Raw genomic sequence first — 13,472 nt, 5'->3', positions numbered from 1 at the left:
GCACGCCTAGAATGGCGGTGGCTCCCCGTCGCCGACGGCGTGGGTCAGCTCGGAACCCCCAGTGCACGAAGGCTTTTCGACCTGCCGCGCCATTCGATTGCGCCGGCGTTCGGCCGCGATGCGCGCGGCGCGGTTTTGGGCGCGGGTGCGGCGGCGTCTGGGCATCATCGCCGTGCGGTCGCCGCAGCGCTCGGGCGCGACGTCGGCTTCGGTGGCCGGGATCGCGCCGATACCCCGGCACAGGCTCGGGAACAGCAGGGCGCTGCCCGGGGTGGTGACATACGTCTGGCCCGACGGGGACGTCAGGATCAAGGTGCCGTCGGGCAGCTGCTTTTCCTGCCAACCCCAGAACGTCTTCACCAAATGATGTGTGCGGCAATAACATTTGAGGTTTGACGCGTGCGTCGGGCCGCCGTCGGCGAACGCGACCGTATGGTCCACATCGCAGTTCACCGCGGGCTGGTCACAGCCCGGCCAACGACACGTCAAGTCCCGGCAGCGCACGAAGTCGGCCAGCGCCCGAGACGGCACATAGCCCGGCTCCGGCGGCGCATCACCGGGATGAACGAGCGGCACCAGCGCCGCCGAGCCGGCGAGCTCGGCGAGCAACTCCGGTGAGATCATGCCCTCGGCGCCCAGCTCGTAGGCCGGCTCCGCCCCGGTGCCATCCAGGCTGGCCCGCTCGGCGATCACATGAATCACCACCGGCCCCGCGGGCCGTGTGCCGGCCGCGCAATCGGGCCGCCCACACCGACACGCCAACCGATCCGCCCCGGCCGCCAATGCCCCCACCGCATCAGCGCGGCGCTGCTCCCGCGTGCGCGGATCATGCTCACACACCGTGGCCGCCAACGCATTCAGGCGCTGATCCAGCGCATGCGCGTCGGCGCCGAACACGGTGCCCTCAATGTGTGCCAACCCGTCGTCCATGTCGGCGACCCAGACTTCCCGCCCAGCCGCGCCCTGCGTGCGGCGTCGCACCGCGTCCGCGTCGGCGCGCGCCACGATCTTGTCCACCTGCGCGGCCAACCGGCCGCGCGTCATCGACGGCCACCGCGCCACGTTGGCGGCCAACTGCGCGTCCACCACACCCAGCACGTCGGGGTCGGTGATCAAATCGGTGCGGAACACGATCGTTTGAAACATCCGCAAGTCGATGTCACCGGCCGCGAACACCGCACCTACCCTGGGCAGCCGCTCCCGCATCGCCCGCGCATAGCGCACCTTGCTCGCGGCCAGACCCTGGCCGATGCGCAACTCGGCGGCCACCTCCGCACTCACCGCCGCCTCGGTGTCCACCGCCCACGCCTCGGTCTCCGAGCACCGCGACAGCCGGTACCCGAACAGCTCACCGATGGCCACCAACTGCTCGGCCGCCGCCCGGTTCTCCGCCCGCGCCGCCGCACCGACCCGCCCCAGCAGCCCCGCCGACACCGGCGTCGCCGACGGGTGATGGCGCTCCATGAGCTCGTCGAAATAGGCGATCACCTCCGGCGGCGATCGAAGACCCGACCGTTCGAACATAGGTTCGAGTATGGCACGGGGGTCCGACAGGAACCCCTCAGCTTCCGAGCCGCCCGAGCACCTCGGCGACGACGGAATCCAGCGCGACGGGGACCTGCTCCCCAGTCCCGAGGTCCTTCAGCCCGACCGTGCCGGACTCGAGATCGCGGTCACCGAGGACCAGCGCGAAACGGGCACCGGAGCGGTCGGCCGCGCGCATCGCACCCTTGAGTCCACGGTCGCCGTAGGCCATGTCGACGCGCACACCGCCGCCACGCAGCTGTGCGGCCAGCACCGCCAGGCGCAACTTGGCCTGCTCGCTCAGCGGCACCCCGAACACCTCGCAGCGCGCGGCCTCCCCGGCGCTCTTGCCCTCGGCGCGCAGCGCCAGCAGCGTGCGGTCCACGCCGAGCCCAAACCCGATGCCGGACAGGTCTTGTCCGCCCAGCTGGCGCATCAGGCCGTCGTAGCGGCCGCCGCCGCCGATCCCGGACTGCGCGCCCAGGCCGTCGTGCACGAACTCGAAGGTGGTCTTGGTGTAGTAGTCCAGCCCGCGGACCATGCGCGGGTTGATGACGTAGGGCACCCCCATCGCGTCCAGATGCGCCAGCACGGTGTCGAAGTGCTGCTTGGCCGCGTCGGACAGGTGATCGAGCAGCACCGGCGCATCGGCCGTCATGGTGCGCACCTCCGGCCGCTTGTCGTCGAGCACCCGCAGCGGATTGATCTGCGCGCGGCGCCGGGTGTCCTCGTCCAGGTCGAGCCCAAAGAGGAACTCCTGCAACAGTTCCCGGTACTGCGGACGGCAGCTGTCATCGCCCAGCGATGTGATCTCCAGGCGGAATCCATCGAGCCCCAGCGAACGGAAACCGGCGTCGGCAATCGCGATCACCTCCGCGTCCAGGGCGGGGTCGTCGACGCCGATCGCCTCCACCCCGACCTGCTGCAGCTGGCGATAGCGGCCGGCCTGCGGGCGTTCGTAGCGGAAAAACGGGCCCGCATAACAGAGTTTGACCGGCAGCGCGCCGCGGTCCAGCCCGTGTTCGATGACGGCGCGCACCACCCCGGCGGTGCCCTCGGGGCGCAGCGTCACCGAACGGTCGCCACGGTCGGCGAATGTGTACATCTCCTTGGACACCACGTCGGTGGATTCGCCGACGCCGCGGGCGAACAGCGCGGTGTCCTCGAAGATGGGCAGCTCGATGTCGCCGTAGCCGGCCCGGCGGGCCGCGCCCAGCAGGCCGTCGCGCACCGCGACGAACTGCGCCGAGTCCGGCGGGACATAGTCCGGTACCCCTTTGGGTGCGGAGAACGCTGAGAATTCCGGCACGGGCTACAGGCCTTCGAGGAACGGGTTGAGGCGGCGCTCGGCGCCGATGGTGGTGGAGTTGCCGTGCCCGGGCAGCACCACGGTGTCGTCGTCGAGCACCAGAAGTTTGTCCACGATCGACCTCAGCAGGTCGCGGCCGCTGCCGCCGAACAGGTCGGTGCGCCCGACCGCGCGCTCGAAGAGCGTGTCACCGGTGAAGACCAGGTCTTTCCCGTCCTTCGTTCCCCCGGCGACCCGGAAGATCACCGACCCCCGGGTGTGGCCGGGCGTGTGGTCGACGTTGACGGTCACGCTGCCCAGGTCCAGCTTGTCGCCGTCGCGGTCCAGCTCGACGACCTGCTTGGGCTCCCGCCAGAAGGCGCCCGCGACCATCTGCGCCAGCCGGGGGCCGAGGCCGTAGATCGGGTCGGTGAGCATGAACCGGTCCTCGGGATGGATGTAGGTCGGGCAACCGTAGGTGTCGGACACCTTCTGCGCCGACCACATGTGGTCGATGTGCCCGTGCGTCAGCAACACCGCGGCAGGCGTCAGCCGGTTCTTGTCCAGGATGCTGCGCAGCGCGCCCATCGCCCGTTGCCCCGGATCCACGATGACGGCGTCCGTCCCCGGCCGTTCGGCGAGCACGTAGCAGTTGCACTGCAACATGCCGGCGGGGAATCCGGTGATCAACACGCTTCCCAGTTTCCCACGGGCCCCACTTGACACCAGTCGCGGCGCCCACATTAGCCTGAGCTGGCACCTCACCCGTTCCAGGGACTCCGACTTCACCAGCATGGAGGCATAGCGGCCGTGCCGACCAACGAACAGCGACGCGCCAACGCCAAACGCAAGCTCGAACGGCAGCTGGAGCGGCGCGCGAAGCAAGCCAAGACGCGCCGGATCGTGCTGATCGCGGCCGCCTCGATCGTCGCGGTGGCCGTGGTCGCGGCGGTGGTGATCACGATCGTCAACACCAAGCACGACCACAAGAGCAACACCGCGGCGTCGACGACGACCAGCAGCAGCGGCGCGGCGGAGTCCACGACGCCCGCGGGGCCGACGCCGAGCGCGGCGCCGCTGCCGGCGTTCAAGCCGTCGGACTCCGTCGGCGCCAACTGCCAGTACCCGGCCTCGCCCGAGCCGGCCGCCAAGCAGGGGGTCAAGCCGCCGCGGACCGGCAAGGTGCCCACCGATCCCGCCCAGGTGAGCGCCAGCATGGTGACGAACCAGGGCCACATCGGCCTGATGCTGGCGAACAACGAATCACCGTGCACCGTCAACAGTTTCGCGAGCCTGATCGGACAGAAATACTTCGACAACACCAAATGCCACCGGCTGACCACCTCGCCGGGCCTGGGCGTTCTGCAGTGCGGCGATCCCAAGGGCGAGGGCACCGGCGGTCCGGGCTATCAATTCGCCAACGAATACCCGACCGACCAGTACCCGCCCAACGACCCGAAGGCGCAGGAGCCGGTCCTCTATCCGCGCGGCACGCTGGCCATGGCCAACGCCGGGCCCGGCACCAATGGCAGCCAATTCTTCCTGGTGTACAAGGACTCCCAGCTGCCGCCGCAGTACACCGTGTTCGGCACCATCCAGCCCGACGGGCTGGCCACCCTGGACAAGATCGCCAAGGCCGGCGTCGCCGGCGGCGGTGAAGACGGCGCGCCCGCGACCGAGGTGACCATCACCTCGCTGCTGCTCGACTAGCGTCGATCGCAAGCGCGGCGCGTGCGCCGGGCGCCGCGGGTCGGCGCCGTCGACTAGCGCCGGGCGCAAGCGCGGCGCGTGCGCCGGGCGCGAAACTGCCTCTGATCGGCGGGATTCGCCCGACGTACACCGTCGACGGCTTATGGTCGTTGGGTGAATCTGGATCCGGAGACATTCGGCCATTACCGAATACTGGACTTGTTGGGCCGGGGCGGCATGGGCCGCGTCTACCGCGCCTACGACGCGACCACGGATCGGGTGGTGGCGCTCAAAGTGCTCCCGCCGCATCTGGCAGAGGATCAGGACTTCCAGCACCGCTTCCGCCGCGAGGCCCGCATAGCGGCCGGCCTCACCGACCCGCACGTGGTCCCGATTCACGGTTACGGCGAGATCGACGGCCGGCTCTACGTCGACATGCGGCTGATCGAGGGTCGCGACCTGTCGCACTACATCGCCGAGAACGGCGGCCGCCTCAGCCCGGAGCAGACGGTCGCGGTGATCGAACAGGTTGCGGCAGCGCTGGATAGCGCGCGACAGGCGGGCTTGATCCATCGCGACATCAAGCCGATGAATATCTTGATCACCACCGCACGCAACTTCGTCTACCTGATCGACTTCGGTCTTGCCCGCGCGGAGGCCGACACTCAGCTCACGCAGACCGGCGCCACGATGGGCACCGTCGCCTACATGGCGCCCGAGCGCTTCAAAGGCACAACCGATCATCGCGCCGACGTCTACTCGCTGGCCTGTGTCTTGCACGAGTGCCTGACCGGGAAGCGCCCGTTCGCGGGCGACAGCCTCGAGGAACAGCTCAACGCGCACCTCAACGCGCCGCCGCCGCGACCGTCCGCGGTCGCACCCGAGGTGCCCGCGTCCTTCGACGCGGTCGTCGCCCGCGGCATGGTCAAGGATCCCGAGCAGCGGTATCAGACGGCGATGGAGCTCGCCGAGGCCGCCCGGGCCGCGCTGCCGAACCCGGCAACGGGACCGGTCGGGACCGCCCCGCCGGCACCGCCGCACAGCGAACCGGATCCGCGGATGCAACCCAGCCGCCCAACGCATTCCAGGCGTCTGCTGGTGGGCATCGTCGGCGCGTCGGCCCTGGCGCTGGCCGCGGTGGCGGCGTTGGTCTTCGCCTTGGTGACGCAAAGCCACGGCTCCACGGACAGCGCGGCATCCACCACCCAGACCCGGGCCCGCGCGCCCGGCCGGACCGGCTCCAACCCCGGTTCCGCCGGCCCGGCGTCGGCGACGGTGCCGCCGCTGCCGGCGTTCGCACCACCGCCCGACCTGGGCGCCAACTGCCAATACCGGTCGGTGCCGGATCCGGTCAGCCGGCCGGTGAATCCGCCCCCGCCGGGCCCGGTGTCCACCACTCCCCCGCAGATCGGTGCCGTCATCTCCACCAACTTCGGTAACATCGCCATCCAGCTCGCCAATTCCGAGTCCCCATGCGCGGTGAACAGCTTCATCAGCCTGGTCAAGCAGCAGTTCTTCGACAACACCCAGTGCGCCCGGCTGATCAGCTCGCCCGATGGCGGATCGCTGTTGTGCGGCGGACCCGAGGTGGACGGATCCGGCGGCCCCGGTTACGAATTCGCCGACGAGTACCCGGCCGACCAATACAAGCCCGACGACCCCGCGCTGCGCGCGACGGTGGTGTATCCGCGCGGCACCATCGTGATGGCCACCGAGGGGCCCAACACCAACGGCAGCCAATTCGCCTTGATCTTCAAGGATTCCGAGATGGAACCGCAGAGCACGGTGCTGGGCACCATCGACCAGGCGGGGCTGGCGACCCTGGACAAGATCGCCCGGGCCGGCATCGCCGGCAATCGGCAGAGCGGCGCGCCCACCGACCCGGTGAAGATCACCTCGGTGCGGCTGGGCTAGGGCTCAGGCCGCCGACGTCACGCGGTAGACGTCGTACACGCCTTCGACGTTGCGTACGACGTTGAGCAGGTGGCCGAGATGCTTGGGGTCACCCATCTCAAAGGTGAAGCGACTGATCGCAACTCGATCACCGGAGGTGGTGACGGATGCGGACAGGATGTTGACCTTCTCGTCGGCCAGCACCCGGGTGACGTCCGACAGCAGCCGGTGCCGGTCGAGCGCCTCGACTTGGATCGCCACCAGGAACACCGACGACGGCGACGGCGCCCAATGCACCTCGATGATGCGCTCGGACTGCTGCTGCAGCGAGGCGGCGTTGGTGCAGTCCGTGCGGTGCACGCTCACCCCACCGCCACGGGTGACGAAGCCCATGATCTGGTCGCCGGGCACCGGCGTGCAGCACTTCGCCAGCTTGGTCAGCACGCCCGGGGCGCCGGGCACCGAGACGCCGACGTCGTCGCTGCTGCGCGGGCGGCGCAACATCGTTGTCGGCGTGGAGCGTTCGGCGAGGTCCTCCTCGGCCTGGTCGATGCCGCCGAGTTCGGCCAGCAGCCGCTGCACGACGTGGCGGGCCGACACGTGCCCCTCACCGATCGCCGTGTAGAGCGCGGACACGTCGGTGTAGTGCAGCTCGCGCGCCACGGCCGCCAGCGTCTCGCCATTGACCAAGCGCTGCAACGGAAGTCCACCGCGGCGGACCTCGCGGGCCATGGCGTCCTTGCCGGACTCGAGCGCCTCCTCGCGGCGCTCCTTGGCGAACCACTGCCGGATCTTGGCCTTGGCGCGCGGCGAGACCACGAACTGCTGCCAGTCCCGCGACGGCCCGGCGTTGGCCGCCTTGGAGGTGAAAACCTCGACGACTTCGCCGTTTTCCAGCTTGCGCTCCAGCGCCACCAGCCGCCCGTTGACGCGGGCGCCGATGCAGCGGTGGCCGACCTCGGTGTGCACCGCGTAGGCGAAGTCCACCGGCGTGGAACCGTTGGGCAGGGTGATCACGTCCCCCTTCGGGGTGAACACGAAGATCTCCTGTACCGCAAGGTCATAACGCAACGACTCGAGGAACTCGCCCGGGTCCGCGGCCTCCCGTTGCCAGTCGAGCAGCTGGCGCATCCAGGCCATGTCGTCGATCTCGGCGGCCGCGTGCGGATGCGGAACGCCGTTGCGCCCCTTGGCTTCCTTGTAGCGCCAGTGCGCGGCGATGCCGTATTCGGCGGTGCGGTGCATGTCGCGGGTGCGGATCTGCACCTCCAGCGGCTTGCCTTCCGGCCCCACGACGGTGGTGTGCAACGACTGGTACACACCGTATCTCGGCTGGGCGATGTAATCCTTGAACCGCCCCGCCATCGGCTGCCACAGCGAGTGCACCACGCCGACGGCGGCATAGCAGTCCCGGATCTCGTCGCACAGGATGCGGATGCCGACCAGGTCGTGGATGTCGTCGAAGTCGCGGCCCTTGACGATCATCTTCTGGTAGATCGACCAGTAGTGCTTGGGGCGGCCCTCCACCGTCGCCTTGATCTTCGAGGCGCCCAGGGTGTTGACGATCTCGGCGCGGACCTTGGCCAGGTAGGTGTCGCGCGAGGGCGCGCGCCCGGCGACCAGCCGAACGATCTCCTCGTACTTCTTGGGGTGCAGGATAGCGAACGACAGGTCTTCCAGCTCCCATTTGACACTGGCCATACCCAGCCGATGCGCAAGGGGCGCAATGACTTCCAGCGTCTCGCGCGCTTTGCGCGCCTGCTTCTCCGGCGGCAGGAAACGCATGGTGCGCATGTTGTGCAGCCGGTCGGCCACCTTGATCACCAGCACACGGGGATCGCGCGCCATCGCGGTGATCATTTTGCGGATCGTCTCGCCCTCGGCGGCGCTGCCCAGCACCACCCGGTCCAGTTTCGTCACGCCATCGACGAGATGGCCCACCTCTTCACCGAATTCCTCGCTCAACGCGTCCAGGGTGTATCCGGTGTCCTCGACGGTGTCGTGCAACAGCGCGGCCACCAAAGTGGTGGTGTCCATGCCCAATTCGGCCAGAATGGTGGCCACGGCCAGCGGGTGGGTGATGTAGGGATCGCCGGAATGGCGTAACTGGGTGGCGTGGCGCTGGTCGGCGACCTCGAAGGCGCGCTGCAGCAGCGACACGTTGGCCTTCGGGTAGATCTCCCGGTGCACCGCCACCAGCGGTTCGAGCACCGGGTTGAGCGTGCTGCGCTGGGCGGTCATCCGTCGCGCCAGCCTGGCCCGCACCCGCCGCGACGCGCTGCTCGACGTTTTCAGGGATTCCGTCGGCGGCTCCGGAATCTCCATCGGCTGCGTGATGGCCGGCGACTCCGGGGCTTTAGTGGGCGCGTCGAGCGCTTGCGCCGCGCTGTTTTCCTCCGCCACGTTGGTCACCTCCGAATTCGAGGATATCTCCAATGCGAGAGCGCTACTCGCAAGTCAAGCTGTGTACCGCCAACGGCGCGACCGCTTCCCGGCCGCACAACCCGCTCAGTTCGAACACCACCGCCGCCGTCGTCACGCGGGCCCCGGCGCGCTCGAGCAGCCGGACCGCGGCGGCCAGGGTGCCCCCGGTGGCCAGGACGTCGTCGACGATCGTGACGCTGCGGCCGCGCAGGTCCAGGCCGTCGGCGGGGATCTCCAGCGTCGCGGCGCCGTACTCCAGCTCGTAGGTCTCGGCGTGTACAGGCGGCGGCAGTTTCCCGGCCTTGCGAATGGCCAGCACGCCGGTCTGCAGCCGGTCGGCGACGGCCGCGGCCAGCAGGAAGCCGCGGGCCTCGATGCCGGCCACCAGATCGGCGCCGGACGCGATGTCGGCCAGCGCGCCGGTGATCGCCGTCATCGCCGTCGCGTCGGCGAACACCGGGGTGAGGTCCTTGAACTGGATCCCCGGCTTGGGGAAATCGGCCACCTTGCGCGTCAGCGACGCGATCAACTCGGCCACCGGCGCCCGCCCGGCGGCGTTCGTCATCGCAGCCTCACTGGATCAGGGCCCATCGGTCCATGTTCCAGCCCGCGCCCCACCGGGTCGGATTCTTGCTCACCGCGTACATCTTCTTCGAGGTCAGCAGCGTGCGCTGCTGCCGGTACAGCGGCAGGGTGGGCATGTCGCCCCACAGTACCGGCGCGGTTTCGGACAGCAGTCTGGCGCGCTCGGCGGCGTCGGCCGAGACCGCAAGCGCCCCGATCGCGTTGTCGACCTGGGGATTGCTGTAGCCGGAGAGATTGTTGCCGTTGCCGGTGTGCAGCGCGTAGGCATCCAGCGCGGACGATCCCGTCGACCCGCTGCCGGTGGCCCCGCCGGTGCTGGCCAGCAACGCGTCGATCTTGCCGTCCCGCAGCGCCCGCGGCCCCGAGCTGTCCAGGATGACGCCGGCGACGGTGATCCCCGCCGCGGCGCACGCCTTGGTGATGACGCCGACGTTGACCGCGAGCCGCGCGTTGGGCCCCTGGTAACCGATCCGCACGGTCAGCGGCGCACCGCCCAGCGCGGCGCGCGCGGCGGCAGGATCGGCCTTGGCGAACGGGTCGGCCTCGCCCGCCCCGTCACCGGCCGACGCGGCGTCATCGATGGCCGGGTCCAGGCGCGAGTTGGCGATCGGTGTCCCGGCGTCCTTGGCCAGCGAGTCACGCGGCGTGCACAGCGCGACCGCGCGCCGGGCCTTGGGCGCGGCCAGCGGCCCCTGCGGGGCGAAGATCAGCTGCTCGATGCCGCTCGACGGGCCATCGGAGCGTTCGTAGTTGTCCGGCGTGGTCAGGGCGCCGGACGAACCCGCGGCGACGTCGACCACGTCGACGCTGCGGCTGTTGACCCGATCCTGGATGTCGGGTCCCTGCGTCCACACGGTGACCCGCTTGGTGATGGCCTTGGGCCCCCACCACCGGTCGTTGGCGACCAGCACCACGGCGCCGCCATCGAGGATGGATTCGATCTTGTACGGCCCCGACGACGGGAAACGCTTGAGGTCGACCCCGGGTTTGAGGTCCCACACGGTGTTCCACAGCTTGGCGATCTGGGCCACCAGCGGCCCGTTGTTGCTGAGCAGGGCCGCGGTCACGTCGACGTTGAGTTGGTCGGCGATCACGTGCGACGGCATCAGCGAGGTCGCGGTGAACAGCTGGTTGTAGTCGACGATGCCGCGGTCCGGGATGAACGACACCCGGGCCTTCTTTTGCCCGGGGATGCATTCGACGTTGGCGATGTCGAGGTAGCCGGCCTGGGTGGCGGCGTGGAAGTCGGGAAACTTGCCGGACTGCGCCGCCCAGGCGAGCACGATGTCGTCGCAGGTCACCGGCTTACCGTCGGAGTAGACGGCGTTGTCGGCGATCTGGTAGTCCAGCACCAGCGGCGTGCCGCCGACCACCGACACGGTGCCGAAGTCACGGTCGGCGACGATCTGCCCGTCGGGGCCGTGATAGCTGAAACCGGTGAGCGTGCGGGCGAACGCCTGCGCTCCGGCCGATGCGGCGCCGGCGACGGTGTTGGTGTTGTAGGTCGACAGCGGGCCGTCGACCACGTAGTCGATCTGGGAGGCGGCGCTGCCCGCGCAGGCGGTCAGCGCGGCGGCCGCCGCCAGCACCACCGCCAATGCGGCGCCGATCCACCCCGTGAGGGCCCGACGGCCGGCCAGCACGCCACGACCGGCCCCAGTTCCCCGGTACCTGGTGGCCATGCTGCCTACCGCCGGCCGACGTTCCGCTTGCCGGTGGGACGCCGGGTCCCGGTCGGCCGCACGGGACGGGCGCCCGCGCCGAGCAAGCCGGCGCGGGCTTGGACGGCTCGGCCACGGCCGCCGTTTCGTCCGCGTCCTCGGCGGTGTCGGCGTCGTCGTCGCCGGCGGCCTCGGCCGCCGCGCCCGCGCCGAGGTTGCGCCGCCGCATCACCCGCCGGGTGTGGGTGCGTACCAGCTCGGTGCGCTCGCGCAGCGTGACCAGCAGCGGCGTGGCGAAGAAGATCGACGAGTAGGTGCCCACCAGGATGCCGACCAGCTGCACGAGCGCCAGGTCCTTCAGCGTGCCGACGCCCAGCAGCCACACCGCCACCACCATCAGCGCCAGCACCGGCAGGACCGAGATCAGGCTGGTGTTGATGGATCGCATGAACGTCTGGTTGATGGCCAGGTTGGCCTGCTCGGCGAACGTGCGCCGGGGCTTGTGCTGGAAGTCCTTCGTGTTCTCCTCGACCTTGTCGAACACGATGACGGTGTCGTACAGGGAGAAACCGAGGATCGTCAGCAGACCGATGACGGTGGCGGGCGTGACCTCGAAACCGACCAGCGAGTAGACCCCCGCAGTGACGCTGAGGTCGAACACCATGGTCGTCAGCGCGGAGATGGCCATGTAGCGCTCGTAGCGCACCATGATGTAGACGCCGACCAGCACCAGGAACACGGCGAGCGCGATCAGCGCCTTATCGGTGATCTGGTCACCCCAGGTCTCGGAGACCGCCGCGTCGCTGATCGCCTGCTTGCTGGCCTTGCCGTCGGCGCCCTTGGGTCCGAAGGCATCGAACAGGGCGTTGCGCAGCTTCGTCGTCTGATCGTTGGTCAGCGTTTCCGAGCGGATCTGCACGGTCGCCCCCGCGCCGTTGCCGACGATCACGACCGATTCCGGATCCTTGCCGAGGGCCTTGTGGAACACCTCCGAGACCTGCGAGGTCTGCGCGGTGCCCGTCTTGCCGGCGGCGGGCATCGACACCGTCGTGCCGCCGTTGAAGTCGATGCCGAAGGTGAAGCCCCGCACCAGGATCGACAGGACGGCGATGGCGACGATCGCGCCGCTGATGCCGAACCACAGGCGGCGCCGCCCGACCACCTCGAAGGCGCCGGTGCCGGTGTAGAGGCGCGACAGGAAGCCGTGGTGCGGGGCGCTGTCGGTCAACTCGGTGGCGCCCTCGGAGGCTTCGGTGAGCTCGGTTGCGTCCTTGGAGGCTTTGGAGGAAGTCATGCGCTATCCCCGTCCCGTCTTGACCATCGCCGAGGCCCGGCGTTCGCGAGCGACCTGCTGGACGGCGCCCAGGCCGTTGTAGGCCGGCTTCGCCAGCGTCGGGGACTTGGACGCCAGGTACACCAGCGGCCAGGTCACCAGGAACACCACCACGATGTCGAGGACCGTGGTGAGGCCCAGCGTGAAGGCGAAACCGCGCACCTGGCCGATCGCCAGGGCGTAGAGCACCGCGGCGGCCAGGAAGGTGACGGCGTTACCCGACACGATCGTCTTGCGGGCCCGCGCCCACCCTCGTGGCACCGCCGACCGGAACGAACGGCCCTCGCGGATCTCGTCTTTGATGCGTTCGAAGAAGACCACGAACGAGTCGGCGGTGGTACCGATACCGATGATCAGACCCGCGATGCCCGCCAGGTCCAGGGTGTAGTTGATCTGACGGCCCAGGATCACCAGGATTGCGAAAACCATTGCGCCGGAAGCGCCCAGCGACAGGGCCGTGAGCAGTCCCAGCACCCGGTAGTAGAGCAGCGAGTACACCAGCACCAGGATCAAGCCGATGGCGCCCGCGATCAGGCCCGCCCGCAGCGAGGTCAATCCCAGTGTCGCCGAGACGGTTTGGGCCTCCGAGGCCTCGAAGGACAGTGGCAGCGAGCCGTATTTGAGGACGTTGGCCAGCTGCTTGGCCGTCGCGGCGGTGAACGGCGGATCGCCGCCGCTGATCTGGGTGCGGCCGCCGGGGATGGCCTCCTGGATCATCGGCGCGCTGACCACCTGCGAGTCCAGGGTGAAGGCGGTCTGGGTGCCGATGTGGGCGGCGGTGAAGTCGGCCCAGGTGTTCGCCGCGGCGGACTTGAACTGCAGGTCGACGACGTAGCCGATGCCCCGCTGGTTCTGGCTGGCGCTGGCGTCCTGGATCTGGTCACCGCTGATGATCGACGGCCCCAGCAGGTAGGCGACCTTGTGGTCGGTGGAGCAGGTGATCAACGGCTGCGTGGGATCGTCGTTGCCGGCCAGGATGTCTTCTTTGTCGCAGCGCGTCGCCTGGAACTGCAGGGCGAGGAATTGAATGCCCTGGCGCGTGCTCTGACGCCACTTCTTCTCGTCGGCGATGCGA

The 13,472-nt window shown here is 69.4% G+C and carries 9 protein-coding genes and 1 pseudogene; 2 read left to right on the top strand and 8 right to left on the bottom strand.

What is annotated here, in order from left to right; translation table 11 throughout:
• Positions 1–6 precede the first annotated feature (6 nt).
• Genes DQP57_RS18870 through DQP57_RS18860 form a run of 3 tightly spaced genes read right to left on the bottom strand, consistent with a single transcriptional unit; the run spans position 7 to position 3,505 of the window.
• Positions 7–1,524 (bottom strand): HNH endonuclease signature motif containing protein, encoded by a 1,518-nt coding sequence (locus tag DQP57_RS18870; protein WP_112634254.1) that lies wholly within the window; start codon positions 1,522–1,524, stop codon positions 7–9.
• 37 nt (positions 1,525–1,561) lie between these two features.
• Positions 1,562–2,833 carry a histidine--tRNA ligase gene (hisS, locus tag DQP57_RS18865; protein ID WP_112634253.1) on the bottom strand — a complete coding sequence of 424 codons (1,272 nt, stop codon included), beginning with the start codon at positions 2,831–2,833 and terminating at the stop codon, positions 1,562–1,564.
• Between the two features lie 3 nt (positions 2,834–2,836).
• The gene (locus DQP57_RS18860; protein ID WP_112634252.1) at positions 2,837–3,505 is read right to left on the bottom strand and encodes an MBL fold metallo-hydrolase; all 669 of its coding nucleotides are present in this window, start codon (positions 3,503–3,505) and stop codon (positions 2,837–2,839) included.
• Between the two features lie 117 nt (positions 3,506–3,622).
• On the opposite strand from DQP57_RS18860, the gene DQP57_RS18855 reads away from it, so the two are divergent.
• Both DQP57_RS18855 and DQP57_RS18850 read left to right on the top strand, forming a co-directional pair.
• Positions 3,623–4,522 (top strand): peptidylprolyl isomerase, encoded by a 900-nt coding sequence (locus DQP57_RS18855; RefSeq protein ID WP_112634251.1) that lies wholly within the window; start codon positions 3,623–3,625, stop codon positions 4,520–4,522.
• 153 nt (positions 4,523–4,675) lie between these two features.
• Positions 4,676–6,415 carry a protein kinase domain-containing protein gene (locus DQP57_RS18850; protein WP_112634250.1) on the top strand — a complete coding sequence of 580 codons (1,740 nt, stop codon included), beginning with the start codon at positions 4,676–4,678 and terminating at the stop codon, positions 6,413–6,415.
• 3 nt (positions 6,416–6,418) lie between these two features.
• Here the strand turns inward: DQP57_RS18850 and DQP57_RS18845 are convergent, their stop codons facing one another.
• The 5 genes and pseudogenes from DQP57_RS18845 to secD form a co-directional block, all read right to left on the bottom strand.
• On the bottom strand, positions 6,419–8,797 hold the full coding sequence (locus DQP57_RS18845; protein ID WP_112634281.1) for a RelA/SpoT family protein: 2,379 nt from the start codon (positions 8,795–8,797) through the stop codon (positions 6,419–6,421).
• Between the two features lie 43 nt (positions 8,798–8,840).
• Positions 8,841–9,383 carry an adenine phosphoribosyltransferase gene (locus tag DQP57_RS18840; protein WP_112634249.1) on the bottom strand — a complete coding sequence of 181 codons (543 nt, stop codon included), beginning with the start codon at positions 9,381–9,383 and terminating at the stop codon, positions 8,841–8,843.
• Between the two features lie 7 nt (positions 9,384–9,390).
• Positions 9,391–11,085, bottom strand: coding sequence for an ABC transporter substrate-binding protein (locus tag DQP57_RS18835; RefSeq protein ID WP_165821844.1), 1,695 nt, complete (start codon positions 11,083–11,085; stop codon positions 9,391–9,393).
• 5 nt (positions 11,086–11,090) lie between these two features.
• Positions 11,091–12,358 (bottom strand): annotated as a pseudogene (gene secF / locus DQP57_RS18830) (protein translocase subunit SecF).
• Between the two features lie 3 nt (positions 12,359–12,361).
• On the bottom strand, positions 12,362–13,472 hold a 1,111-nt coding region (secD, locus tag DQP57_RS18825; protein WP_112634247.1), incomplete at its 5' end, for a protein translocase subunit SecD.

Source organism: Mycobacterium colombiense (assembly GCF_003284935.1).
In the GTDB taxonomy this organism is placed as follows: domain Bacteria; phylum Actinomycetota; class Actinomycetes; order Mycobacteriales; family Mycobacteriaceae; genus Mycobacterium; species Mycobacterium arosiense_A.
The sequence above is the reverse complement of the archived record's forward strand: the minus strand, read 5'-3'. Positions and strand labels throughout refer to the sequence as shown.

Coding starts and splice junctions, on each gene's coding strand:
- DQP57_RS18870 (WP_112634254.1), bottom strand. CDS start 1,524: ATGTTCGAACGGTCGGGTCTTCGATCGCCGCCGGAGGTGATCGCCTAT.
- DQP57_RS18840 (WP_112634249.1), bottom strand. CDS start 9,383: ATGACGAACGCCGCCGGGCGGGCGCCGGTGGCCGAGTTGATCGCGTCG.
- DQP57_RS18835 (WP_165821844.1), bottom strand. CDS start 11,085: ATGGCCACCAGGTACCGGGGAACTGGGGCCGGTCGTGGCGTGCTGGCC.